Raw genomic sequence first — 21,888 nt, 5'->3', positions numbered from 1 at the left:
CCACCTCGCTCTGTTTTCTGACTATCGACCTATAGAAAACACCACGGGCGGCGGGCCGCGCAAGAGATACCTGTCAATCGTTCGGCAGATTACCCCCGTATGTTCGCCACCGACACCGTGGGCACCGGGGTGAACGCGTAGGAGTCGTCCGCCACACACCTGCGGTGCGCCTGAATCCACACCCAGATGAGCAGCGGGTACATCACCAGGGCCACGGCCAGCATCCCGACGACCTGCATCCACATCACCGGCCACATGATGTTCCACCCGAAGTGCAGCAGGAAGGCGATGAACAACCACACCCCGGCCACCCGCAGCCGCCACGCAGTGGACCGCCCGGCGGTGAAGATCGCCAACCCCAGGCCCCAGCCGGCCAGCGCCGAGAACACGATGTGCAGACCCGGGCCCGCGAAGACACGCAGGGCCCAGGTGGTCAAGGTGCCGGCCACGTCGGAATTCGGGTCCATCACGGCGAACATGGCACCGTACATGGCGTTCTCGATGGCCTCGAACCCCAGCCCCACCAGAGCACCGGTCATCAGCCCGTGCCAGGGCCGGTTGAGGCCCCGGAAGGTGAAGAGGATGACGCCGACCCCGAGCGCCTTGGCGATCTCCTCCGGATACGCCCCACCGAAGGACGCCTCGAACAGATCCCACCCCAGCTTGCTCACCAGGTCCATGACCGGGAGCCCGCCGGCCATGACGAGCAGGAAGCTGACGCCGGCACCCCACACCAGGCAGGCGGCCACCCACCGCCACCCCGCCCCAGCGCGGTCGGGCCACATCGGTGACAGCGTGAACAGCCAGATCACCAGGGCGACATAGACGGCCGCGAAGATCAGCCCCAGCAGACCGCCGATGGGCGAGATGAGAAAATTGGTGGCTGTGAAATACACCAGCACCGGGATGCCGATGACGGTGCAGACCACGAGGGTCACCCGGAACAGGCGGCTCATACGTTCACCCTCCCCGGTCAGTGAGCGGCGGGACAGGCAGCCGCGGAGACGGTTCGACGATGGCGTCGGTGACCACCGCCGGCAGGGGTTTCCCGCCGGTGTAGGCACCCCACACCTGGTCCGCCACCGGAGCCACCCGGACGCCGGGGCCGGTGATGACCGCCACCATCGTCTGACTGGCCCGGTCCCCCTCCCCCTCCAGCGAGATGCCGACGCTGGAGGTGGCGGTGTCGATGAGCATCCGGGCCTGACCCTCCCGGAAGACCGGCTCACTGTCGGCGGGGCCCACGAAATTCAGTGCCCGCATCATCCGCCGCAGCGTGCGCTCCGGGTCCTCCCCGCCGTCGGCGATGAGCGACTGGACCGTGACCCCGTCGCAGCGCCAGCCCGGACCGACCGAATCCAGCCCCATCGGCTCACACGTCATGTCGAGCGGGATCTCCCAGGAGTACCCGGGCATCCCGAGGTACGCCTGTTCCCGGCGCTCCCGGTCCGGCACGAGGAGGTTGAGAGCGACCGGCAGGAGCAGGATCACCGCGGTCGCGCCGAACAGTGACCACCACCAGGTACGGTCCACTGTCGGCTGGAGTCGATATCGAGGCATGAGTCCCAGACTAACCGGGGTCGGCTGGCCTAGAGTTGGGACCATGAACGACCTCTACGCCTACGTCAACGGCCCCTGGCTGGCCACGCATGTCATTCCCGACGACCGCGGGGTCGACGGCACGTTCCACCGGCTTCGCGACGACGCCGAGGCCGACGTCCGCGCCATCGTCGAGGAGGACACCGGCCGCGCCGGGACCCTCTTCGACTCCTTCATGGACGTCGAGGGCGTCAACGCCGCCGGCATGGCACCGCTCGACGCGGACCTCGACCTGCTCACCGTGCCCAACATGGCCACCTTCGCCGGTCGCCTCGGCGAGCTCGAGCGCCTCGGCGTCGCCGCCCCCCTGACCTTCTGGGTGGAGAAGGCCTCCGACACGCGCAGCGACTCCGAGAACGCCATCGCCTACCTCATCCAGTCCGGACTCGGCCTGCCCGATGAGGCGTACTACCGCCAGGCCACCCACGCGAAGATCGTCTCCGCGTACCGCGCCCACATCGTGGCCATGCTCGGCTTCCTCGACCCGTCCCGCCTCTTCGGCCTGACGCCTGAGCTCGCCGCCGACCGCATCCTCAACCTGGAGACCGAACTCGCCGCCGGCCACTGGGACGTCGTGACCACCCGCGACGCCGTGAAGACGTACAACCCCACCGCCTGGGCCGACCTGCCCGGCGTCATCCGCACCATCCTCACCGGCGCCGGCCTGCCCGAGTCCGAGGTCATCTCCATGATGCCCAGCTACGTCGACCACCTCGCCGGCCTGCTCACCGACGACCGGCTCGCCGACTGGCAGCTCTGGGGCACCTGGCACATCCTGCGCTCCCGCGCCGGCGTCCTGCCCGAGGAGGTCGGGGCCAGGAACTTCGAGTTCTACGGCACCCTCCTGTCCGGGGCGACCCAGCAGCGCGACCGCTGGAAGCGCGGCGTCGGCCTCACCGAGTCCCTCGTCGGCCAGGAGATCGGCCGGATCTTCGTCGACCGCCACTTCCCGCCCTCCTCCAAGGACGAGATGCTCCGCCTCGTCGACTACCTCGTCGAGGCCTACCGCGAACGCATCACCGACCTCGAGTGGATGACTGAACAGACCCGCGGCCGCGCCCTGGAGAAGCTCGACCAGTTCAAGGCCAAGATCGGCTACCCCGACGTGTGGCGCTCCTACGAGGGCCTCACCTTCGGCGCGACCGGCGCCGACCTGCTCGACAACGTCCGGGCCGCGTCCGCGTTCCTGCAGGACTACGAGCTGAACAAGATCGGCAGGCCCGCCGACCGCGACGAATGGTTCTCCACCCCGCAGACCGTCAACGCCTTCTACAACCCCGTGGTCAACGACATCACCTTCCCCGCCGCCATCCTCCGGCCGCCGTTCTACTCCCCCGACATGGACGCCGCCGAGAACTTCGGCGCCATCGGTGCTGTCATCGGCCACGAGATCGGCCACGGTTTCGACGATCAGGGCTCCCAGTACGACGGCCTGGGCAACCTCAACTACTGGTGGACCGACGCCGACCGCGACGCCTTCACCGAACTCACCGACAAACTGGTCCGCCAGTTCAACGGCCTCATCCCCTCCGTGCTCACCGAACGCGGCATCGAGTCCGAGGGCGTCAACGGCGAGTTCACCCTCGGCGAGAACATCGGTGACCTCGGCGGCCTCGGCATCGCCGTGGTGGCCTACCGCCGCTACCTCGCCGACCAGGGACTCGACTTCGACTCCTCGCCCCGCCTGCCCTTCGAGGCTGAGGACGCCGACCCCGGCCTCGTCGGCCGCGAGTTCACCGGCCTGCAGCGGCTGTTCCTGTCCTGGGCCCGGGTGTGGCGCACCGCCATCCGCCCCGAGCAGGCCCAGCAGTACCTGGCCATCGACCCCCACTCCCCCGCCGAGTTCCGCTGCAACGTCATCGCCGGCAACATCGAGGAGTTCTACCAGGCGTTCCCCGAGGTCGACGAGGACTCCCGGATGTGGGTCGCCCCGGCGGACCGGGTGACCATCTGGTGACAGACCCGGCCACCGGGACCGATGCCGGGCCGGAGTCGGTGGCCCGGCGTTTCGTCGAGGCGTGGAACCGTGCCGACGCCGACGCGCTGGCGGAGGCGTTCACTCAGGACGCGGACTTCGTCAACGTCGTCGGCTTCTGGTGGCACGGACGCCGGCAGATCCGCCACAACCACGCCATCGGATTCCGGGACATGTTCGGCGATTCCACCATGGCCCTAGAACGCGTGCGCACCCGGCCGCTGGGCGAGGATCACGCCGTGGTCCAGGCCCGGTGGACCATGCGGGGCCAGCGCTCCCCCGACGGAATCGTCGACCCCGGTCCCCGACGCGGGGTGTTCACCTTCGTCTGCGCCCGGCAACCCGACGGAACGTGGCTGGGCGTCACCGGGCACAACATCGACATCGTGCCCGGCGCGCAGACGCATGTCGCCGGGCCGGAGGGGTACGGCCGGCCCGCTACTGAACCCGGGCCGTGCACAGCTCCGTTCACCTAGTCCACGAAGTTGAGCTCCGCGACGACGCGTTTCTTCTCCGGCATGGACGGCAACCAGCCGATGAGGGCGTAGCGGGAGGTGTTGGCGTCGGTGCCGGTGGTGCTGGCCCGGCGCAGCAGGTGCGGCATCCGCAGCTCGAAGGAACGGACGTCCCCGTCGACCCGGACGGTGCCCACGGCGCGCTGGCGGGTGGCCTCGTGGAGGGTGACGTCGGTGACCTCGAGCTTCGCGGCGTGCTTGCCGGCCGTCTCCCCGGGCTGGCCGGAGCCGCGGATGTCCAGGGCGGCGGGGACGCCGTCGGAGCGGGTGGCACCGTCGTCGGCCTCGAGGATGGTGCGGATCAGCTGGGTCACCGCGATCGGGTCGCCGAGGGCGTTGGACACCCAGCGGTGGCCGAGGACGCTGTGGTCCATCTCGGTGAGGGTGTGTTCGGGGTCGACCTCGGAGGGCCGGTAGGTCAGGGGCAGCTGGACGTGGCGGCCGTCGAGGTCGGAGCCGATGAGCACCTCGATGCCCACTTCATCGTCCCAGTCGACGAGCCGGAAGCTGCCCAGCAGCGAGACGATTCCGCCGAATCGGGCGGCGATGTCCTCCTTGGTGGGGTTGAGTTCCGCATCGTAGATCTTCGCTACTCCGCTCATGACGGACTCCTCACTGGGACGAACCGGGTCGACTGCTGGTTATTTGCCACCCTAGCCCTCCCGCACCCCTGACGCGCGGCAGTTCGGGTAACTAGGCTGGGCGCCATGAACGAGTCCGACAAGACGCCAGAACAGCTGCAGGACGAGAAGTTCCGCGCCGAGTTCCAGGTCGGCGGTGTTGACCGTGAACTGCCGGCGGAGGAGCAGCTCGAGCAGCTCTACTCCTACCTCGACGCCCACTATGATCTCCCCGATTTCACCCCGCCCTGGAAGGGTGGTGCGGGTGATCCGGACCCGGCGGACAACTACATCGCCCGGCTGGCCGACCGGACGACGCATGCGGCGATGCTCATGCTGGGGTCGGGTCTGGATCATTCGATGCCCGGGGTGGTGTGGGCTGACGGGGTGGAGGCCTCGGAGGTGCCGGAGGTCGGTGGTCGTCTGTTCACCCCGTCGGAGCCGACGGGCCGGTGGGCGGTGAGCTTCCACTCCGGCGGGTGGTGGCGCGGTTCGGGGAATGCGCTGGAGATGTCGTGGCGTCCGGAGGTCGCGGCCGCAGCGGAGCGGTCGGGCACGATCATCCTCGACCTGGATTATCCCCTGGCCCCGCAGAGCACGGTCAAGGAGATGAATCAGGTGGTGCGGAAGGCCATCGGGTACGCCAAGCACCACAACGCGTCCTCGATCGCGGCCTGGGGGTATTCCTCGGGTGCGGCGTTGGCGGCGATGAACGCCTCGCTTGTCGACGCGCTCGTGCTCACCTTCCCCGACCTCGCCTCGGTGGCCAGCCTCCCGGACGAGATCAGCGCGGGGCAGACGGTGCCGGCGGCGGCGGCGTGGCCGCGCAGCCTCGTGCAGATCGCGCTGCAGGACGAGATCGCCGACCGCCCCGAGGGGATCGACGGCGTGGACGGCATCGAGGTCCGGGAGTACGTGGCCCGGCATCGGGTGTCCACCCCGGAGGTGGCGCGCCAGAAGATCGCGGACGTGGCGGACTTCCTCCGGACGGTCTAGGTCCCTCCGCGCAGTTCCCGGCCGCGTTCCTCCACCTTCTCGCGGGCGGCGTCCTGTTTGATCAATGCGGTGGTCCCGCGCAGGGGCAGCTGGATGTCACGTTCCGCGGGGATGCCGGCCTTGAGTTGGCGGGCGCGTTCCACCTCGGCGTCGACCTTGACGCCGAGGACCAGGGAGATGTTGGCTCCCCACAGGGCGAACATGAGGGCCAGGACGGTGCCGATCGCCCCGTAGGAGCTCAGGCCGGTGAGGTAGCTGAGGTAGAGCCAGAAGGCACCGGCGACGAGGCCGATGCCCGCCATCGCCACGACCGCTCCCCAGCTCAGCCAGCGGAACCGGGGCTGTTTCACGTTGGGGGTGTAGTAGTACATCACCGCGATGAGCATGTTCGTGAGCACGAGGATGACGGGCCAGCGTGCCCACCGCCAGACGGGGAGGAAGACGCCGAGGAGGTAGTCGAGGACGTCGCCGAGCCCCAGGGGGCCGGCGATGGGGCCGAGCACGGCGGAGACCACCGACTCATTGAGCACGAGCGCGGCGAGGATGATGACCATGCCGATCTGCAGCAGCAGGGTCGTGCCCAGCATCGTGCCGAAGGTGCGGATGAGCGTGCGCCCCTCAGCCTGGCCGTAGAGGTGGTTGGAGCAGCGGGAGAAGGCGCGGACGTAGGCCGAGGCGGACCACAGGGAGGTGAGCACGCCGGCGATGAGGCCGAGGATGCCACCCATGGAGGAACCCAGGACCATGGACACCACGTCCCGGACCGTCTCCTGGTATTCCGCGGGGACGTACTCGGTGATGACGTCGCCGACGAGGGTGCCCACGAGGTCGGCGTTGTTGGCGAGGATGAGCGTGGCGATCGAGTAGACCGCCAGCAGCGTCGGCGCGAAGGACAGCACCGTGAAGAAGGTGAGCATCGCCGCCTTGTCGAGGATGCCCACGGGGAAGAACTCCCGGACCACCCGGCCGAGGACGTAGCGCCAGCCCACCCACGTCAGGTGCGGCCGGGGCACCTCGGTCGCCTTGGTCGATCCTCCACCCTCGCTCACCTGCCCCATCCTGCCAGAGGCACCGGCGTTCGCCGGGGAGGAACTAGAACGTGGCGGCGTCGATGACGAAGCGGTAGCGCACGTCGGCGGCGATGGTGCGGTCGTAGGCCTCGTTGATGGCCGGGGCGTCGATGAGCTCGATCTCGGCGGTCACCCCGTGCTCGGCACAGAAGTCGAGCATCTCCTGGGTCTCCCGGATGCCGCCGACCAGGGAGCCGGAGAGCGAACGGCGGGCCTGGGTGAACATGCGGGCGGGAGCCTGCAGCGGTGCGCCGGGCAGGCCGAGCTGGACCAGGGCGCCGTCGAAACGCAGCAGGGACAGGTAGGCGGTGGTGTCCAGGTCGACGGAGACGGTGTTGAGAATGAGGTCGAAATGGTTGAGCAGATCCTCGGGCAGACCGTCGGCGGTGGAGACGTGGCGGGTGGCGCCGAAGGCGAGGGCGTCGTCCCGCTTGCGGTCGGAGTGGGAGAAGACGGTGACCTCCGCGCCCATGGCTGCGGCGATCTTCACCCCCACATGCCCCAGACCGCCCATGCCGACGATCCCGACCCGCCGGCCGGGACCGGCACCCCAGTGCTTGAGCGGCGAGTAGGTGGTGATGCCCGCACACAGCAACGGGGCGGCCGCCGCCGGGTCGAGGCCGGCGGGAATGGCGACGGTGAAGGCCTCACGGACGATGATCTCCTGCGAGTAGCCGCCCTGGGTGTATTCGCCGTCGGCGTAGCGGTCGACGCCGCCGTAGGTGACCACCGGCCCCTGCTCACAGTAGGAGATCTCCCCCTGCTCACAGGCGTGGCACTGCCCGCAGGAGTTGACGAAGCATCCCACACCCACCCGGTCGCCGGGGGTCCGCGAGGTCACTCCCGCACCGACCTCCTCGACGATGCCGACGATCTCATGGCCCGGCACCAGCGGATACTCCCGCGCACCCCACTCGCCGCGCATGGTGTGGATGTCCGAATGGCAGATACCGGCGAACTCGATGCGGATGCGCACATCGTCCTCGCGCAGCGCGCGACGTTCGATGGTGACCGGCTCGAGCGGTTCCTGGAAACCCGGGGTACCCCAGGCGCGGACAGTGGTGGTTCCGGTGGTGGCGGTAGCAGTCATGGTGGCGAGGATACCGGTCAGCGGAAACGCACGGCGCGCCCGTTGTGCGGGATGCCCTCCGCGTCCCAGTGCGGGACGGAACGGGCGGGATCGTGGGAGGAGCCGTCGGCACGCACCACCCGCCACCAGGCGGTCAGGTGCCCGACCTGCGCCATGACCCGCCCGACCTGGCGTGGGCCGGTGCCCACCCGGGCGGCGACCTCACCGTAGGTGGTCACCTCCCCCGGCGCGAGCTTCTCGACGACCGCGAGCACCGCCTCCTGCAGATCCGTCAGATCCGCAGTGGGTTGATCAGGGGAGGTCAAATCCCTGCAGCGGGTCGGATTCGCGGGCGTCCTCGACCGGCTCATCCACCTCGCACAGGGTGACGGTGGCGCCGGTGGAGTCGGCGACGATGCACATGCGGCCGAACTCGGAGTCCCAGGGCTCGCGGATGATCTCGCCGCCGAGTTCCGGCACCTTGGCCACGGTGGCGTCCATGTCGAGGACGCCGAGGTAGGTCTGCCAGAAGCTGGGCACCTGCGGCGGGAAATGGCCCTCCGCCTTCCAGATGCCGGCGAAGGCCGCACCGTCGGCCATGGCCGTGGTGTAGGCGAAGTCCTCCCCCGCCGCCATGGCGACGAGCTCCCAGTCGAACAGGCCGTGGTAGAAGTCGACGGCCTTGTCGAAGCCGGCGGTGGCGGTCAGCTCGTGCCACACCGGGGTGCCGGGCTCGCCGGCGGCGATGAAGGCGTCCTCGCCGGCCGGTTCGATGAGGCCGAAGATGGCTCCGGCGGCGTCGACAAGCACCGCCATCCGGCCGAGCTGCACCTGCGTGGGCTCTGCGAGCACCCGCCCACCGAGCTCGGTGATCTGCCCGATCTGGGCGTCGAGATCGTCGGCGAGGAAGTAGGTGATCCACGTGTCCGGGATCGCCGCCCCCTCCTCCGGCTGCGGGATGAACCCGGCGACGGGCAGGCCCTGGATGCGGGCGATGCGGTAGTCGTCGCCGGTGATCTCCCAGCCGAGGATCTCGGAGTAGAACCGTGCGGACTTCCGCACATCGGAGGTGGTCAGGTCGATCCAGTACGGCATGCCGCCGATGGCCTCAAACGCGGGCATTTACAGGTTTCTCCACTTCTCGGGGTCAAAGTCGTCGTCGGCGGTGGCCTCGTCGAAGAAGTCGTCCTGCGCCTCGGTGGTCACCCGGGCGCAGGTCTCGCCGATGCACACGACGTCGCCGTCACGCAGGGTCTTCCCGCGGCGGGTGTCCACCTCACCGTTGACGGTCACCTGCCCGTCAGCGATCTGGTCCTTCGCCTCTCCCCCGGTGGCCACGAGGTTGGCCAGCTTGATGAACTGGCCGAGCTTGATCGATTCGTCACGGATCGCGACATCGCTGACATGCATGCCGGCCAGTCTACTGAACAGCCCGGATCAGACCCCCGACGCCCTCCCAGAGCATGAACACCGCCAGCGCGATGAAGATGACGCCGGTGACGAGGTCGATGACCGCGGAGTTCCGCACGATCCTCGCCGCCATCGCCCGCACCGCCAATGCGAAACCGGCGAACCAGGCGATGCCGGTGAGAATGAGGACAACGGCGATGAGCACCGCCCAGCCACCGCTCATGTCAGGGCGGATGAACTGGGCGAAGACCGCGCCGAAGAAGAGGATCGCCTTCGGGTTGGCCAGGTTGGTGGTCACCCCGAGGCGGAAGGCGCGGGCCGGCGGGAGGTCCGGCACGGGCCCGTCGGAGGTGGTGCCGGACGCGGCCTGGCGGGGGACGGTGGCTGTAGACACGCGGGCGGCCAGACCACCACGCACCGCGCCGATGCCCATCCACAGCAGATAGGACCCGCCGAGCAGCTGGAGCGCCGTGAGCACCTGCGGATAACGGGTGACCAGCGCGGACAGACCGAGCAACGAGCCGGTGATCCACAGGGTGTTGCCCGCCATGATGCCGAGCGCGCACCAGATGCCCGCGGCCCGCGACCGCGACCCCACGCGGATGATCTGCACGAGGTCCGGGCCGGGCGAGATGATCGCCGCGAGCCAGACGACGAGCAGGGACAGCAGACCGGAGGCACTCACGAACGGGCAGTGTAGCCCCCTTGAACTCCCCTTCCGGGGTCACGGTCAGCCAGACGAGGACCAGGACAACACGAAGACGACACCGAGTATGCGGAGCAGTACCTCCCGGAGCGGATTCATCCCTTCACTGGACAAGTGGTTCTGCACGGAGGTGCCCACCTCCGACGGGATGGTCTGGGCGGAAGCCGGGGCGGTGATAACAGCACCGGCGAGGGCGACGGTGGCGACTGCGGTGGTCGCGGCAGTGAGAATACGGCGACGAATACGGGCCATGATGAACTTCCTCCATTGGCTGTTGACAACTTGTAGACAAATTTCGGAGGATGCACCGATCCTGACGGTACATGACTACCAAACTTGTGTCGCAGACCACCGTATCTCACATCGTTTTCACGAATGAAACAGAAAGATATAGTTTTAGAAACGATCCATCAACCTTATTGTTCTTATTTTTACACTGGCGCGGTGAGTACCCGAGAATCCCGACAATCGAACCCAGCGCGTTGACCAGCCCCGATGCCCGTCATTTCCCGCGGTGTCAGTGACCCCAGCCAGCCTCATGACCCGCCGACACTGGAACGCCCTCGAGGAACTCGTGGAGGAGTGGGACTAGATCCCCACCTGCCGGATCGTGATGTTGATCCGCCCCTCCCGCAGCCCGCAGCCGGCCGGCGCGGTGTCCGGCCGAATGGTGGGCACCCCGTGATAGGCCCGGCGCGCCGGTCCGCCGAAGACGATGAGGTCACCGGACATGAGGGTGACATCATCCCAGGGCTTTGTCTTCCCCTCGGTGTGGCCGATGCGGAACAGGGCCTCATCGCCGATGGACAGGGAGACCACCGGGGCTGCGGACTCCTCGTTGGCGTCGACGTGCAGACCCATTTTCGCGTCCGGGGCGTAGTAGTTGACCAGGGCCGCCTCGGCCCGGAACTCACCCGTTGCCCAGGGCACCAGCTCGGGGGCGATGTCCGCCGCGGCGACCAGGGCCCGCTGCGCCAGGTCCGACCACTCGGGTGGGATCGGGGCGGCGTCCACCCCGCCCACGGCGGTGACGTAGCGGTAGGGGTTGGCCGCCCAGAACTGCCCCAGGGACAGGGTGTGCACGCTCATCTGCCCCGAGCCGACGACGGGGCGGGCCATCGCGACCGGTGTCCCCGCCACGGAACGGGCGATCTCGCGGGACTGATCCACCAGGCCGCGCTGCTCGTCGAAGGAGAGGAATCCCGGGACATGCGCGACGCCGGCCCGCAGGTGGCGCGGTGGGCGGGGCAGAGGGGCGTCGAAAAGCACCGGTCCCTCCTGACACAATGGCTTCCATGGACTTCGATCCCAGAACCTACAGCACGCTCGACGACCTGCGCGCGGGGCGCTGGTACCTGCCGGTCTCCGAGGAGGTCGCCGGGCGCCACCGCGAGGTCGCGGACCTGCTCAAGGAGTTCAACGACCTGGGGAACACGAACCCCGCCTGCGGCGAGGAGCTGCCGGACGGAGTGCCGGTGGAGGGGTTGAATGTTTGACCTCACCCGCATCGGCGCCGGCCTCCCCGTCGCGGCGACGATCGACCAGCTCTCGGAGCTTCTGGCCCGCAACAACCGGGCGGTCATCCAGGCACCGCCGGGCACGGGTAAGACGACTCTCGTGCCCCCGGCGCTGGCCAACCACGTCCACACCACCAGCGGCACGAGCGGCAAGGTCCTGGTCGTCGCACCCCGGCGGGTGGCGGTCCGGGCAGCGGCGCGGCGGCTGGCTCAGTTGGACGGGTCATCGCTGGGTGACAAGGTCGGCTTCACCGTCCGTGGTGAGCATCACGCGGGGTCGGCGGTGGAGTTCATGACCCCGGGTGTGCTGTTGCGTCGGCTCATGTCGGATCCGGAGCTCAGCGGCGTCAGTGCCGTGGCGGTCGATGAGGTTCACGAGCGTCAGCTGGACACCGATCTGGTGCTGGGCATGCTGCTGGAGCTGGCGGAGTTGCGCGAGGATCTCGCGGTCGTCGCCATGTCAGCGACCCTGGATGTGGAGAAGTTCGCCGGTCTCATGGACGCGCCGGTCCTGGATACGCCCGCGGTGACCCATCCGCTGGCCATCGAGTACGCGCCGCACGAGGGTCGGCTCCGGAACTCGCGGGAGTTCCTCGACCATCTCGCGGGCCTGGCCCGGGGTCATGAGCATTCCGTGCTCGTGTTCGTGCCCGGTGTCCGCGAGGTCGAGGACGTGGTCGGACGGCTGCCCGGCGCGCTGCCGCTGCACGGTTCGCTCAGCGCGGTAGAGCAGGATGCGGCGCTGACACCCGGGGCGGAGCCGCGGATCATCGTGGCCACGTCCATCGCGGAGTCCTCGCTCACGGTTCCCGGGGTCCGCGTCGTGGTGGATTCGGGGTTGTCGCGGGTGCCGCGTCGGGATGCGGCCCGCCAGATGACCGGTCTGGTCACGGTCTCCGCGGCACAGTCGACGGTGAATCAGCGCGCCGGCCGTGCCGGCCGTGAGGGCCCGGGCACGGTCATCCGCGCCTACTCCCAGTCCGACTACCAGCACCTTCCCGCGCACATCACCCCGGAGATCGCCACCTCCGATCTCACGCAGGCCGCGCTCACCCTTGCGGTGTGGGGCACCCCGCGCGGTGAGGGCCTCCCGCTTGTCGACGCCCCTCCCTCCCCCGCCCTCGACGCCGCCGAGGCAGTGCTGCGCGGCATCGGTGCGATCTCCGGGGACGGCACCGCCACCTCGCTCGGCCGCCGGTTGGCCGGCATGCCCGTCGACCCGCGACTGGGGCGCGCCCTGCTCGCCTGCGGCCCGGCGGCCGCGGAGACCGTCGCGTGCCTGGCGGATTCCCCGCGTGGGGACATCGCCGCGCAGATCCGTCAGCTACGGGGCCAGCGGCGCTTCGACCGGGAGGTCACGCGCCTGCGGCGGCTGGCCGGGAAGGACGGCTCCGGCGAATCCGATCCCGGTGTCATCACCGCCCTGGCCTTCCCCCGTCGGGTGGCCCGACTGTCCGGCTCCGAGTACCTGCTTGCCAGCGGCACCCGGGCGGTCCTGCCGCCGGACTCCTCCCTCAAGGGCCTCCAGGGCGCGGAGTGGCTGGCCGTCGCCGAGGTCACCCGCACCGGCGGCACTTCCCGGGAGGGCCGCGCGGGCGCGACGATCCGGGCCGCCGCCCGCCTGAGCGAGGCCGCGGCGAGGCAGGCCGTCGGCGTGGACACCAACACGCTGGCCACCGCCGAGGGCGGAAAGGTGCGTGGCCGGCGGGTCACCCGCATCGGGGCGATCGAGCTGAGCTCCACCCCGGTGACGGTCGATCCGGCCCGGGCGGCCGAGGCCCTGGCGGAAACGGTGCGGAAGGAGGGGCCGGTGATGTTCCGTTTCTCGGAGAAGGCGCAGGCCCTGCGGGAGCGGCTGGCTTTCCTGCATAAGCAGCTCGGCGAGCCCTGGCCCGATCCGGCCAGCGCTGACCCGGACGTGTGGTTGGCACCGGAGCTCGACGCCATGGCGCACGGCACCGCGGCCAACCGGGTGGACATGTATCCGGCGCTGCAACGGCTGCTGCCCTGGCCGGAGGCGACGCATCTTGATGACCTCGCCCCCACCCACTTCGCCGCCCCCAGCGGGAATCGGCACCGGATCCGGTACGACACCGGCAGGCCGATCGTCAGCGTCAAGCTGCAGGAGTGCTTCGGCCTGGACGCCTCCCCGGAATGCGCCGGGGTGCCGGTTCTGTTCCATCTGCTCTCCCCTGCCGGGCGCCCGCTGGCGGTCACCGATGACCTGGCCAGTTTCTGGGCGGGGCCCTACGCCCAGGTGCGGGCCGAGATGCGGGGGCGGTATCCGAAGCATCCGTGGCCGGAGGATCCGTGGTCGGCGCCGGCGACGGCACGGACCAAGAACCGGACCAGGAACCGGATGTAAAGCTCCCTTGACTGTCAAGGCCACTTGACAGTACCGTCGCAGACATGACTTCCCGCTTCGGCCGTTCACGTTTCGGTGGTTCCACCGCCACACTGCTCATCACATCCGTCGCGATCGGTCTCGTCGGCGGCCTCGCCCTCGGCGCGATCGCCGCCATGCTCCGGCCCGATGACCCCACCTGGGTGGTGCTGCTCGTGTTCACGGCGAGCACCCTGCCGATTGTCGCCGCCCTCGCCTGGGTGCTGCTCGTGGACCGGGCCACGCTCACCGATGCACCGCGCAATCCCGGAGACAGCATCGAGTCCGCGTGGCTGGACACGGCCGCGTCCGGGGCGTTCTGGGACATCGTCGCCGCAGCGGGTCTGGGTGCCGCCGCGCTCACCTTCGCCGACGGCGCGGGATTCTCCCCGTCCGTCGCCCCGGTACTCGTCGGCCTGCTCGTCCTCGCGGCCCTCGATGTAGGGGCCCGCTACCTGCACCAGCGGAAGATCCACGGCTGATGCGCAACTCCGTCGCGCAGGCACGGGCCGGGCTCGGCTGGTCCCAACAACGCCTGGCGGATGAGCTGGGGGTGAGCCGGCAGACGGTCATCTCCATCGAGAAGGGGCGCTACGATCCCTCCCTCCCGGTCGCGTTCCGGTTGGCCCGGGTGTTCGGCACCACCATCGAGGAACTGTTCATCCCGGAGGATTAACCCTCGACGAGGTGGAACTGTTCCGGCAGGTCGGCGGAGTCGAGGGCCGCGGCGGCGGTGGCCAGGGTGGGCAGCACCTCGGGCGTGGCGATGATCTCCACACCCGCCAGCCCGTACACCGTGGCGACGGCGATCTCTCCGCCGATGAAGTCCAGTGCCGCCATGACGTCACCCGCCAGTTCCTCGGGAGCTCGGACCTGGTGGGCACTGATAAACGTTGTCATGTAGGTCAGGTTAGGCAGCGCCGCTGAAAAACTGCTGCCAGGTCAGGTACGAGCTCATGACAATGACCACGACCAGCAGGGCGACGCGCACGAGCTTCGCCCCGCCGCCGAGGACGGTCCGGGCGCCAAGCTGGGCCCCGGCGACGTTCGCCAGGATGAGGATGAGGCCGAGCTGCCACCACACGTGCCCGCCCCACGCGAAGACGATGAGGGCGCCGAGGTTGGTGGAGGTGTTGACCACCTTCGCCATCGCCGCGGACCGCAGGAAGTCCTGGGAGAGCAGCGCGGTGAACGCCATGATGAGGAACATGCCGGTGCCGGGGCCGAAGATGCCGTCGTAGAAGGCGATGACGCCGACGGCGACCATCACCGCCCACCGGCGCCACCGCCCGACGTCTCCCCCGCCGACGGCGGTGCCGAAGCTCGGGCGCAGCGCGACGAAGGTGCCCACCGCGAGCATGAGGATGATGATGACGGGGCGCATGACGGCGGCGTCGATAAGCGAGGCGGATGCGGCGCCGAGGCCCGCACACACCAGCGCCACGGGGATGAAGCGCACGCTTATCGACGCCCCCACCTTCCGCACCATCGTCACCGCCGCCGACGCGGTGCCGGTGACGCCGACCAGTTTGTTCGTTCCCAGTGCCGTCGCGGGGGCGATGCCGGGAACCACGGCGAGCAGCAGCGGGATGAGCACGAGCCCGCCGCCGCCGATGACCGCGTCGATACAGCCGGCGACGGCCGCGCCGATGATGAGGACGGCCCAGGCCCCCAATTCAATTTCCACGGAAACCTCCAGATCAATCGGGCGCGGCATTGGTACTATCAGCGTTCAAACAACTCGTCCCCCGGAGGTTACCCGCATGGTTCGCCGCCGCCGTACCATCCTGGCCGTCGGTGCCCTCACTGCCCTCACTGCCCTCACTGCCCTCACTGCCCTCCTGACCGCGTGCGGAAGCACACCCGCGGCGGAGGAACCGACGGTGCCCACGGCGACGTCGACACGCGGGGAATGCTTCTCCGGCGACCTCGCGGAGAGTGAGTTCGGACCACACCTCGGCTCCAGCGTCATCCGCACGGACAGCGGCGAGTACGTCCATTTCGGGGTGGCCGACAACGCCTACGACTCCTGCCGCGACCTCAGCTGGATCGTCCTCGACGGGCAGATCGTCGACCGCGCGGGCGCCGGCATCCGCCCCGCCAGCACCGTCATCTTCTTCCACGGCACCCGACTCGCGGACGAGCAGCAGCCGCGCCTCTACCTGGGTGTCGAATCGGTGCAACGGCGCGGTGAGACCGGAGCGACCGTCACCTGGCGTCACGAACAACCACCGCACCGTTCCGAGGACACCGTGTCCCTGACCGGCACCCGGCTGACCGACATCAACCACACCACCCCGGAGCAGCGACGCGCCGATGCCCCGGTCATCGACCTCCACAGCCCGCCCATCGAATCCGGATCCGGTGTGCCCCCGCACGGCAACATCCACGGCGGGCCCTTCGACGCCGTCCTGCCCGCCGGCCGCTACCGCATCCCGCTGACCGAGGGCCACGACCTGCTCTGCGAACTCGACGGGACCATCGACTGCTACCGCGACGTCGACGTCCCGGGCGGCGGCGAGCCCGCAACCGAGCGCGTCACCGTCACCCCCGACGGGCCCGTCACCGGCACGGGCCGACCACCCACCGGCCCCTGGACCACCCTGCCCCGCAACGGCTACTTCCGGATCGGTGACACGATCGTCGACCTCACCGACCCCGCCGAGGCACGCTTCCACCGCCAGGGAGGCGACGGCGTGTCCATCTCCCCCGATTCCGCCGCCCGCTTCGGCAACTCCTGACCTGAGGGGGCGACCGCAGCGAGTATGGTGGCCCTTCCGGATCCGGAGTGCATAGCTGGGGTTCGCCGGTGATGCGGTGAGGCACAAGATGTAGGGGTCCTGGGGCGTGTGAAGATGCAAGTTCCTACACCAGCACTTCGCATCCCCAGGACCCGCTTTGAACGCTACCGCCAGCCTGCTCGCCGACACCATCTGCCGCACCGTCGAGCTCGGGGTGACCATCACCGACGCCGCTGTGGCTGACGAGCTCACGCACCTGTTCTGCGCCCCGGTCACACTCGACCCGATCTGCGCCGAGTGCGGGATGGCGGGCCGTTTGCGGGACCACGTCCAGCGGAAGGTCACGGATCTACCGATCGTCGGGCATCCCACCAGACTGCACGTGCGGGTACCGCGCTTCACCTGCGACAACACCGAGTGCGCTACGAGGATTTTCCAGCAGCGGATGCCGGCGTTGGCTGAGCCGCGGGCCAAGACCACCCGCCGTTGCAGCCGCTGGATCCTGCAGCGTCTGGCGATCGACCGCACCAGCGTGTCCGCGGTGGCCAAGGCCCTCGGGCTGGGGTGGGATTTGGTCAATGACCTGGCGGTCTCGGAGGTTCGCGCGATGGTCTACGAGCAGCCCGGACACTTCGATGGCGTCCGCGTTCTCGGTGTCGATGAGCACAAGTGGAAGCACGTGCGCGGCGACGGCAGCAGTGCGTTCGTCACCGTGCTGGTCGACCTGACCCCAGTCGTGGACGGCACTGGCCCGTCCCGCCTGTTGGACATGGTCCCGGGGCGTTCGGCGAAGGTGCTCACCGAGTGGCTGGACGCCCGTGACCAGGTGTTTCGGGATCGAGTCAAGGTTGTCACGATGGACGGTTTCGCCGGCTACCATTCCGCTGCGGCGAAAGCTGTTCCTGCAGCACGGACGGTGATGGATCCGTTCCACGTCGTGCATCTTGCCGCGGACAAGCTCACCGTGTGCCGCCAGCGGATCCAGCAGGCCACCACCGGGCACCGGGGACGGGCCGATGACCCCCTGTACGGGATCCGCCGCATCCTGCGCACCCGCGCTGAGCTGCTGACCGACAAGCAGAAGGTCCGCCTGTTCAAGGCGTTCACCGCCCATGATGCGCACGCGGCGGTGGAGGTCACCTACGGCGTCTACCAGCGACTCATCGCCGCCTACGAGGCCTCGGGCAAGCGGGAGGGCAAGATCGCGATGTACAAGCTCCTCAAGTCGATCCGGGCCGGTGTCCCAACGGAGTTGCCCGAGCTCGCGCAGCTCGGTCGCTCACTGTGGAAACGGCATCGCGAGATCCTCGCTTACTTCGACGTGGGTGCCTCCAACGGACCCGTCGAGGCCATCAACGGCCGCCTCGAGCACCTGCGCGGGATCGCCCTGGGCTTCCGCAACCTCAAGCACTACATCTTGCGGTCACTCATTCACTCCGGCCGGCTTCAGGATCGGATCAATGGGCGGATTCCAGGGGTCGTGGCAACACCGGCGGTTAAGTAGCTTCGATTAGATCACGGAACACCTCCGCCGGTGTGCGGTACGCAAGAGTTTTCCGCGGCCGGCCAGTAAGCTGCTGGGCCACGAACTCCAGATCCTGCGCTGAATGCACCGACAGGTCAGTGCCCTTGGGGAAATACTGGCGCAGCAACCCGTTGGTGTTCTCGTTGCTGCCACGCTGCCAGGGACTGGCCGGGTCACAGAAATACACCTGGCACCCGGTGTCGATGGTGAACCTCTTGTGCCCGGCCATCTCACTACCCTGATCCCACGTCAATGACCCCTGCAGATGCTTCGGCAACCTCGGGATCGTGGCCTTGAGCCCGGCCAGCACCGCTTCCGCATCATGGGCCCCAGGAAGATGGACCAGCATGACATACCGGCTGGTGCGCTCGACCAACGTTGCGATCGCGGTTTTGTTGTACGTCCCGGTGATCAGGTCCCCCTCCCAGTGGCCCGGCACCGCACGATCATGAACCTCCGCCGGCCGGTCGCTGATCATGACCATGTCGTCGACGAAACGTTTGGTGCGTTCCTGGGGCCCGGTCCGTGGTTTCCTCCTCGCCCTACCCTGGCGCAGACACTCCTGCACCTGACGTTTCAGACCCCCTCTGGCCTGCAGATACAACGCCTGGTAGATCGTTTCATGACACACATGCCACCTCTTTTTCTCCGGATGGTGCAACCGTAACCACCCGGAGATCTGCTGAGGAGACCACCGCAGTGCCAGCTTCTCCTGGATCACCGCCTGCAACTGCCGATCCGCCGCGATCACCGCCCGTTTAGGACGCAACCGCCTCGCCGCGGCCTTGCGTTGGGCCGCCAACGGCCCGTACGGACCCGCAGCGCTGTGATTGCGGCGCAGCTCCCGAGAAATCGTCGACGCGGACCTGCCCAGAATCCGGGCGATCGCGCGCACACCGTGACCGGCTTTGTGCAGGTCAAAGATGTGCTCACGTTCGATCAGGGACAGGTACCTGCTGCTGATCTCACGGTAGGGGTCGATGAGTGCTCCTGCTGCCGGCTCGGGTGCACGGCCAGGTTCGATGACATCAGCAGCAGTCAGCAGGGTAGTCATCAGTTTGTTATAGGTCACCGCGTCCGGGCCCTGGGGGATGAATCGCACTCTGGGCCCGGTTTTCGGTTTGACCAGGCCCTTGTCGTAGTCCTGCGCGGTGCTGATGTTGATGTTGCAGGCGACGGCGGCGTCCTTGCAGCTGAGGGCGGATTGACGCAGCAGCAGGTAGGCCACCCGGCGGGTGGTGGTGGCATCCCCACGCGGTACTTTCCTGGGGTGGTGGACACCGGCATCGGTCGCCGCATGGAAGAGGCCGCTGAGGCTGATACCGCACCGGTCGGCGGCGTGGCTCAGCGAGCTACCTGTGGCGACCATGGTCACGGCTCGGGCCAGTGCCTGCTGATCGGTCCGGCGTTGGTGTCCGAAGCCGAGGGTGTGGGCATAGTTGAGTGCGTGACCGTAGTTCAGCCCCAGCTCACTGGCGGCGTGGAGCACGCTGGCACCGCTGCGTAGCTTGTCGGTCAGGGCCTGCTTATCCGTATCGGACAGTGAGTGGAAGGGGCCGTGGGCGGTCATGGGGGTTGCTCCCTGCAGGTGACAGGGCGTTGCAACGACCACTCGAATCCAAGATGCACTCTGATTCCGGAAGAGCCAGTATGGTGCTGGCATGACAGCAGGCTCGGTGGCACGGCGATGGGCGATCGTCCTGCCCGCCTCCTTCCTGCTCGGGGTGGCGCTGAGCTGGGGAAACGTGCCCGCAGCGTGGATCCTCGCGGGCATCCTCGCCTCCGGGGCCAGCGCCCTGCGCTCAGGTGCGGAACTGCCGCTCAACCGGATCGTCGAACGCGGCGGCCGGGGCACCATCGGCATCCTCGCCGGCGTCCCCCTGGCCGGGGTCCCCCTCGCGGAACTGGCCGGCTACGCCCCGGCCGGCATCGTCGTGGCCCTGCTCATCGTGGCCTTCGGCCTCGTCGGCGGCATGCTCCTCCACCGCACCGAACCGGCCATCTCCCGTGAGACCGGTGTGCTCTCCATGCTCGCCGGCGGCTCCTCCGTCATGCCCGCCCTGGCCCGCGACCTCGGTGCCGACTACCGCTACGTCGCCCTGTCCCAGTACCTCCGACTGCTCGCCGTCTCCATGACGTTGCCACTGGTCACGGCGCTGTTCGCCACACCCCCGGCCGGTGATGCGGGCGCTGCGTCCCCGGCCGTCAACTGGTGGATGTTCCCCGTGGTGGCGGCCGTCGCCATCGGCGGCTTCCACGTGGGCAAGCTCCTGCGCCTGCCCTCCCCCGGCGTCTTCGGCCCGCTGCTGCTCACCGTCATCGCCGGGCTGATCCTCCCCGAGGCATGGACCATGCAGCCCCCGGAGTTCTTCCGCATCTACGCCTTCCTCGCCATCGGCTGGATGTGCGGTGGTGGCCTCTCCCTGCCCGCCCTGCGACTGTTCGCCCGCCAACTACCGGCGACGATGGCGTTCATCGTCGCCCTGTCCGCGGCATGCGCACTGCTGGCCTGGCCGCTGACCGCCTGGCTGGACATCACCTACTTCGAGGCCTACCTGGCCACCAGCCCCGGCGCGATCGAGACGGCCCTGGCCCTGTCCGCCGAGGGTGGCGCCGGGCCCGTCGTGGTGGCCATCCAGCTCATCCGGCTGCTCGGTGTGCTGCTCATCGCCGGATGGCTGCCCCAGATCCTCCGACTGTTCGGGAGGCACTAGATGTGGTGGAGATGGGCGATCGTCGCCCCCGCCTCCGTCCTCCTCGGCCTGCTGCTGAACTGGTGGAACGTCCCCGCCGCCTGGATCCTCGCGGCGATCATCGCCTCCGGCACGATGGCCCTGGCCGGCGGGGAGGAACTGCCCGTCAACGAGGGGGTCTACCGCTTCGGCCGCGGCATCATCGGCATGCTCGCCGGCCTGCCCTTGGTGGGCGTACCCCTGGGCGTGCTCGGTGGCTACCTCCTACCCGGTGTGTTCGTCGCGGTGGTCACCCTCATCATCGGCATCGGCGGCGGCATGCTGCTGGCCCGGCGCGAGAAAGAGGTCTCCCCCGAGACCGGCATCCTCTCCATGCTCGCCGGCGGGGCGTCGATCATGCCGGTCCTCGCCCGCGAACTGGGTGCCGACTACCGCTTCGTCGCCCTCGGCCAGTACCTGCGCCTGCTCGTCGTGTCCATGTCCCTGCCCCTGGTCACCGCGTTCTTCGACCGTCCCGGCGGCGGCGTGGCCGGGGATGGGGTGGACCTGGTGTGGTTCATGGTCCTCGCCGTGGCCCTCATCGCCTACTTCGGCGAGACCCTGGGCCGCCTCGCCCGCCTCCCGGTACCCAGTGTCCTCGGCCCCCTCATCATCACCGTCGGCGTCTCCCTGCTGCTTCCCGACTCCCTCACCCTCCACCCGCCCGAAATCTTCCGCATCATCGCCTTCCTCGCCATCGGCTGGATGTGCGGCGGCGCCCTGTCCATCCCGGCGCTGACGACCTTCGCCCGCCAGCTGCCCGCCACCATCACGTTCATCGTCGTGGTCATCGGCGCCTGCGCCCTGACCGCCTGGCCGCTGACCGCCTGGCTGGACATCACCTACTTCGAGGCCTACCTGGCCACCAGCCCCGGCGCCCTCGAGACCGTCCTCGCCCTGTCCTCCGAGGGCGACGCCGGCCCCGTGGTCGTGGCGATTCAGCTCATCCGCCTGCTCGGTGTGCTCCTCATCGCCGGGTGGCTGCCACAGGTCATCCGCCTGCTCACCCGGGGCCGCTAGGCTCTGGGGC

Annotated in this window: 25 protein-coding genes; 11 read left to right on the top strand and 14 right to left on the bottom strand. The window is 68.8% G+C overall.

The genetic code is table 11. The features are described from left to right. Nucleotides 1-89 precede the first annotated feature (89 nt). Complete coding sequence (locus tag QP029_RS04620; RefSeq protein WP_284875670.1) at nucleotides 90-956, bottom strand: PrsW family intramembrane metalloprotease; 867 nt, start codon at nucleotides 954-956, stop codon at nucleotides 90-92. 4 nt (nucleotides 957-960) lie between these two features. Next, the gene (locus QP029_RS04615) at nucleotides 961-1,560 is read right to left on the bottom strand and encodes a hypothetical protein (protein WP_284875669.1); all 600 of its coding nucleotides are present in this window, start codon (nucleotides 1,558-1,560) and stop codon (nucleotides 961-963) included. Nucleotides 1,561-1,603: 43 nt separating this feature from the next. Here QP029_RS04615 and QP029_RS04610 point away from each other — a divergent pair, with 43 nt between their 5' ends. Together QP029_RS04610 and QP029_RS04605 are read left to right on the top strand one after the other, a co-directional pair. Then, nucleotides 1,604-3,556, top strand: coding sequence for a M13 family metallopeptidase (locus QP029_RS04610; RefSeq protein WP_284875668.1), 1,953 nt, complete (start codon nucleotides 1,604-1,606; stop codon nucleotides 3,554-3,556). Then, entirely contained in the window at nucleotides 3,553-4,050 is a 498-nt protein-coding gene (locus QP029_RS04605; RefSeq protein ID WP_284875667.1) for a YybH family protein, read from the top strand. Before QP029_RS04610 ends, QP029_RS04605 begins: the two co-directional genes overlap by 4 nt. Here the strand turns inward: QP029_RS04605 and QP029_RS04600 are convergent. Then, a complete protein-coding gene (locus QP029_RS04600; protein ID WP_284875666.1) occupies nucleotides 4,047-4,691 on the bottom strand; it encodes a CG0192 family protein in 645 nt (214 codons plus the stop codon). The two genes, QP029_RS04605 and QP029_RS04600, sit on opposite strands and share 4 nt — an antisense overlap. A gap of 105 nt (nucleotides 4,692-4,796) precedes the next feature. Here QP029_RS04600 and QP029_RS04595 point away from each other — a divergent pair, with 105 nt between their 5' ends. After that, nucleotides 4,797-5,705, top strand: coding sequence for an alpha/beta hydrolase (locus tag QP029_RS04595; protein ID WP_284875665.1), 909 nt, complete (start codon nucleotides 4,797-4,799; stop codon nucleotides 5,703-5,705). Here QP029_RS04595 and QP029_RS04590 read toward each other — a convergent pair. The 8 genes from QP029_RS04590 to QP029_RS04555 all read right to left on the bottom strand — a co-directional run bounded on the left by QP029_RS04590 (nucleotide 5,702) and on the right by QP029_RS04555 (nucleotide 11,229). Further along, nucleotides 5,702-6,754: a YihY/virulence factor BrkB family protein gene (locus QP029_RS04590; protein WP_284875664.1), complete on the bottom strand. Its 1,053-nt coding sequence runs from the start codon at nucleotides 6,752-6,754 to the stop codon at nucleotides 5,702-5,704. The genes QP029_RS04595 and QP029_RS04590 overlap by 4 nt on opposite strands. 43 nt (nucleotides 6,755-6,797) lie before the next feature. After that, complete coding sequence (locus QP029_RS04585) at nucleotides 6,798-7,865, bottom strand: NAD(P)-dependent alcohol dehydrogenase (protein WP_284875663.1); 1,068 nt, start codon at nucleotides 7,863-7,865, stop codon at nucleotides 6,798-6,800. A gap of 17 nt (nucleotides 7,866-7,882) precedes the next feature. Then, on the bottom strand, nucleotides 7,883-8,170 hold the full coding sequence (locus tag QP029_RS04580) for an MGMT family protein (protein WP_284875662.1): 288 nt from the start codon (nucleotides 8,168-8,170) through the stop codon (nucleotides 7,883-7,885). After that, on the bottom strand, nucleotides 8,157-8,966 hold the full coding sequence (locus QP029_RS04575; protein ID WP_284875661.1) for a VOC family protein: 810 nt from the start codon (nucleotides 8,964-8,966) through the stop codon (nucleotides 8,157-8,159). The genes QP029_RS04580 and QP029_RS04575 overlap by 14 nt, the downstream gene beginning before the upstream one ends. Next, nucleotides 8,967-9,254, bottom strand: coding sequence for an RNA-binding S4 domain-containing protein (locus tag QP029_RS04570; protein ID WP_284875660.1), 288 nt, complete (start codon nucleotides 9,252-9,254; stop codon nucleotides 8,967-8,969). Between the two features lie 10 nt (nucleotides 9,255-9,264). After that, nucleotides 9,265-9,939 (bottom strand): LysE family translocator, encoded by a 675-nt coding sequence (locus QP029_RS04565; protein ID WP_284875659.1) that lies wholly within the window; start codon nucleotides 9,937-9,939, stop codon nucleotides 9,265-9,267. Between the two features lie 45 nt (nucleotides 9,940-9,984). Beyond that, nucleotides 9,985-10,212, bottom strand: a complete 228-nt coding sequence (locus QP029_RS04560; protein ID WP_284875658.1) for a hypothetical protein — start codon at nucleotides 10,210-10,212, stop codon at nucleotides 9,985-9,987. A 336-nt stretch (nucleotides 10,213-10,548) separates the two neighbouring features. Next, nucleotides 10,549-11,229 carry an alpha-ketoglutarate-dependent dioxygenase AlkB family protein gene (locus QP029_RS04555; RefSeq protein WP_284875657.1) on the bottom strand — a complete coding sequence of 227 codons (681 nt, stop codon included), beginning with the start codon at nucleotides 11,227-11,229 and terminating at the stop codon, nucleotides 10,549-10,551. 26 nt (nucleotides 11,230-11,255) lie between these two features. Here QP029_RS04555 and QP029_RS04550 point away from each other — a divergent pair, with 26 nt between their 5' ends. The 4 genes from QP029_RS04550 to QP029_RS04535 are packed head-to-tail and all read left to right on the top strand — an operon-like array spanning nucleotide 11,256 to nucleotide 14,536. Beyond that, the gene (locus QP029_RS04550; RefSeq protein WP_284875656.1) at nucleotides 11,256-11,456 is read left to right on the top strand and encodes a hypothetical protein; all 201 of its coding nucleotides are present in this window, start codon (nucleotides 11,256-11,258) and stop codon (nucleotides 11,454-11,456) included. Continuing rightward, nucleotides 11,449-13,842 carry an ATP-dependent helicase HrpB gene (gene hrpB / locus QP029_RS04545; RefSeq protein WP_284875655.1) on the top strand — a complete coding sequence of 798 codons (2,394 nt, stop codon included), beginning with the start codon at nucleotides 11,449-11,451 and terminating at the stop codon, nucleotides 13,840-13,842. Before QP029_RS04550 ends, hrpB begins: the two co-directional genes overlap by 8 nt. 44 nt (nucleotides 13,843-13,886) lie before the next feature. Then, nucleotides 13,887-14,342, top strand: a complete 456-nt coding sequence (locus QP029_RS04540; RefSeq protein WP_284875654.1) for a ZIP family transporter — start codon at nucleotides 13,887-13,889, stop codon at nucleotides 14,340-14,342. Beyond that, the gene (locus QP029_RS04535) at nucleotides 14,342-14,536 is read left to right on the top strand and encodes a helix-turn-helix transcriptional regulator (RefSeq protein WP_284875653.1); all 195 of its coding nucleotides are present in this window, start codon (nucleotides 14,342-14,344) and stop codon (nucleotides 14,534-14,536) included. Before QP029_RS04540 ends, QP029_RS04535 begins: the two co-directional genes overlap by 1 nt. Here QP029_RS04535 and QP029_RS04530 read toward each other — a convergent pair. Further along, nucleotides 14,533-14,760, bottom strand: coding sequence for a hypothetical protein (locus QP029_RS04530; protein WP_284875652.1), 228 nt, complete (start codon nucleotides 14,758-14,760; stop codon nucleotides 14,533-14,535). The two genes, QP029_RS04535 and QP029_RS04530, sit on opposite strands and share 4 nt — an antisense overlap. Before the next feature lie 10 nt (nucleotides 14,761-14,770). Beyond that, nucleotides 14,771-15,577, bottom strand: a complete 807-nt coding sequence (locus QP029_RS04525; RefSeq protein ID WP_284875651.1) for a TSUP family transporter — start codon at nucleotides 15,575-15,577, stop codon at nucleotides 14,771-14,773. A gap of 46 nt (nucleotides 15,578-15,623) precedes the next feature. On the opposite strand from QP029_RS04525, the gene QP029_RS04520 reads away from it, so the two are divergent. Continuing rightward, a complete protein-coding gene (locus tag QP029_RS04520; protein ID WP_284875650.1) occupies nucleotides 15,624-16,601 on the top strand; it encodes an LppP/LprE family lipoprotein in 978 nt (325 codons plus the stop codon). A gap of 157 nt (nucleotides 16,602-16,758) precedes the next feature. Next, nucleotides 16,759-18,105, top strand: a complete 1,347-nt coding sequence (locus tag QP029_RS04515) for an ISL3 family transposase (protein ID WP_284875649.1) — start codon at nucleotides 16,759-16,761, stop codon at nucleotides 18,103-18,105. On the opposite strand, the gene QP029_RS04510 is transcribed toward QP029_RS04515, so the two are convergent. After that, entirely contained in the window at nucleotides 18,098-19,339 is a 1,242-nt protein-coding gene (locus QP029_RS04510; protein ID WP_432418719.1) for an IS30 family transposase, read from the bottom strand. The genes QP029_RS04515 and QP029_RS04510 overlap by 8 nt on opposite strands. Nucleotides 19,340-19,787: 448 nt before the next feature. On the opposite strand from QP029_RS04510, the gene QP029_RS04505 reads away from it, so the two are divergent. Both QP029_RS04505 and QP029_RS04500 read left to right on the top strand, forming a co-directional pair. Beyond that, entirely contained in the window at nucleotides 19,788-20,840 is a 1,053-nt protein-coding gene (locus QP029_RS04505) for an AbrB family transcriptional regulator (protein ID WP_284875648.1), read from the top strand. Beyond that, a complete protein-coding gene (locus QP029_RS04500) occupies nucleotides 20,841-21,878 on the top strand; it encodes an AbrB family transcriptional regulator (RefSeq protein ID WP_284875647.1) in 1,038 nt (345 codons plus the stop codon). The last annotated feature ends 10 nt before the right edge of the window (nucleotides 21,879-21,888 follow it).

Source organism: Corynebacterium suedekumii, assembly GCF_030252185.1.
In the GTDB taxonomy this organism is placed as follows: Bacteria; Actinomycetota; Actinomycetes; order Mycobacteriales; family Mycobacteriaceae; genus Corynebacterium; species Corynebacterium suedekumii.
Note: the sequence above shows the minus strand (reverse complement) of the source record. Positions and strands in the feature narration are given on the sequence as shown.

Coding starts and splice junctions, on each gene's coding strand:
- QP029_RS04600 (WP_284875666.1), bottom strand. CDS start 4,691: ATGAGCGGAGTAGCGAAGATCTACGATGCGGAACTCAACCCCACCAAG.
- QP029_RS04585 (WP_284875663.1), bottom strand. CDS start 7,865: ATGACTGCTACCGCCACCACCGGAACCACCACTGTCCGCGCCTGGGGT.
- QP029_RS04610 (WP_284875668.1), top strand. CDS start 1,604: ATGAACGACCTCTACGCCTACGTCAACGGCCCCTGGCTGGCCACGCAT.
- QP029_RS04575 (WP_284875661.1), bottom strand. CDS start 8,966: ATGCCCGCGTTTGAGGCCATCGGCGGCATGCCGTACTGGATCGACCTG.
- QP029_RS04560 (WP_284875658.1), bottom strand. CDS start 10,212: ATGGCCCGTATTCGTCGCCGTATTCTCACTGCCGCGACCACCGCAGTC.
- QP029_RS04550 (WP_284875656.1), top strand. CDS start 11,256: ATGGACTTCGATCCCAGAACCTACAGCACGCTCGACGACCTGCGCGCG.
- QP029_RS04520 (WP_284875650.1), top strand. CDS start 15,624: ATGGTTCGCCGCCGCCGTACCATCCTGGCCGTCGGTGCCCTCACTGCC.
- QP029_RS04525 (WP_284875651.1), bottom strand. CDS start 15,577: ATGCCGCGCCCGATTGATCTGGAGGTTTCCGTGGAAATTGAATTGGGG.
- QP029_RS04620 (WP_284875670.1), bottom strand. CDS start 956: ATGAGCCGCCTGTTCCGGGTGACCCTCGTGGTCTGCACCGTCATCGGC.
- QP029_RS04530 (WP_284875652.1), bottom strand. CDS start 14,760: ATGACAACGTTTATCAGTGCCCACCAGGTCCGAGCTCCCGAGGAACTG.
- QP029_RS04570 (WP_284875660.1), bottom strand. CDS start 9,254: ATGCATGTCAGCGATGTCGCGATCCGTGACGAATCGATCAAGCTCGGC.
- QP029_RS04500 (WP_284875647.1), top strand. CDS start 20,841: ATGTGGTGGAGATGGGCGATCGTCGCCCCCGCCTCCGTCCTCCTCGGC.
- QP029_RS04540 (WP_284875654.1), top strand. CDS start 13,887: ATGACTTCCCGCTTCGGCCGTTCACGTTTCGGTGGTTCCACCGCCACA.
- QP029_RS04505 (WP_284875648.1), top strand. CDS start 19,788: ATGACAGCAGGCTCGGTGGCACGGCGATGGGCGATCGTCCTGCCCGCC.
- QP029_RS04535 (WP_284875653.1), top strand. CDS start 14,342: ATGCGCAACTCCGTCGCGCAGGCACGGGCCGGGCTCGGCTGGTCCCAA.
- QP029_RS04615 (WP_284875669.1), bottom strand. CDS start 1,560: ATGCCTCGATATCGACTCCAGCCGACAGTGGACCGTACCTGGTGGTGG.
- QP029_RS04595 (WP_284875665.1), top strand. CDS start 4,797: ATGAACGAGTCCGACAAGACGCCAGAACAGCTGCAGGACGAGAAGTTC.
- hrpB (WP_284875655.1), top strand. CDS start 11,449: ATGTTTGACCTCACCCGCATCGGCGCCGGCCTCCCCGTCGCGGCGACG.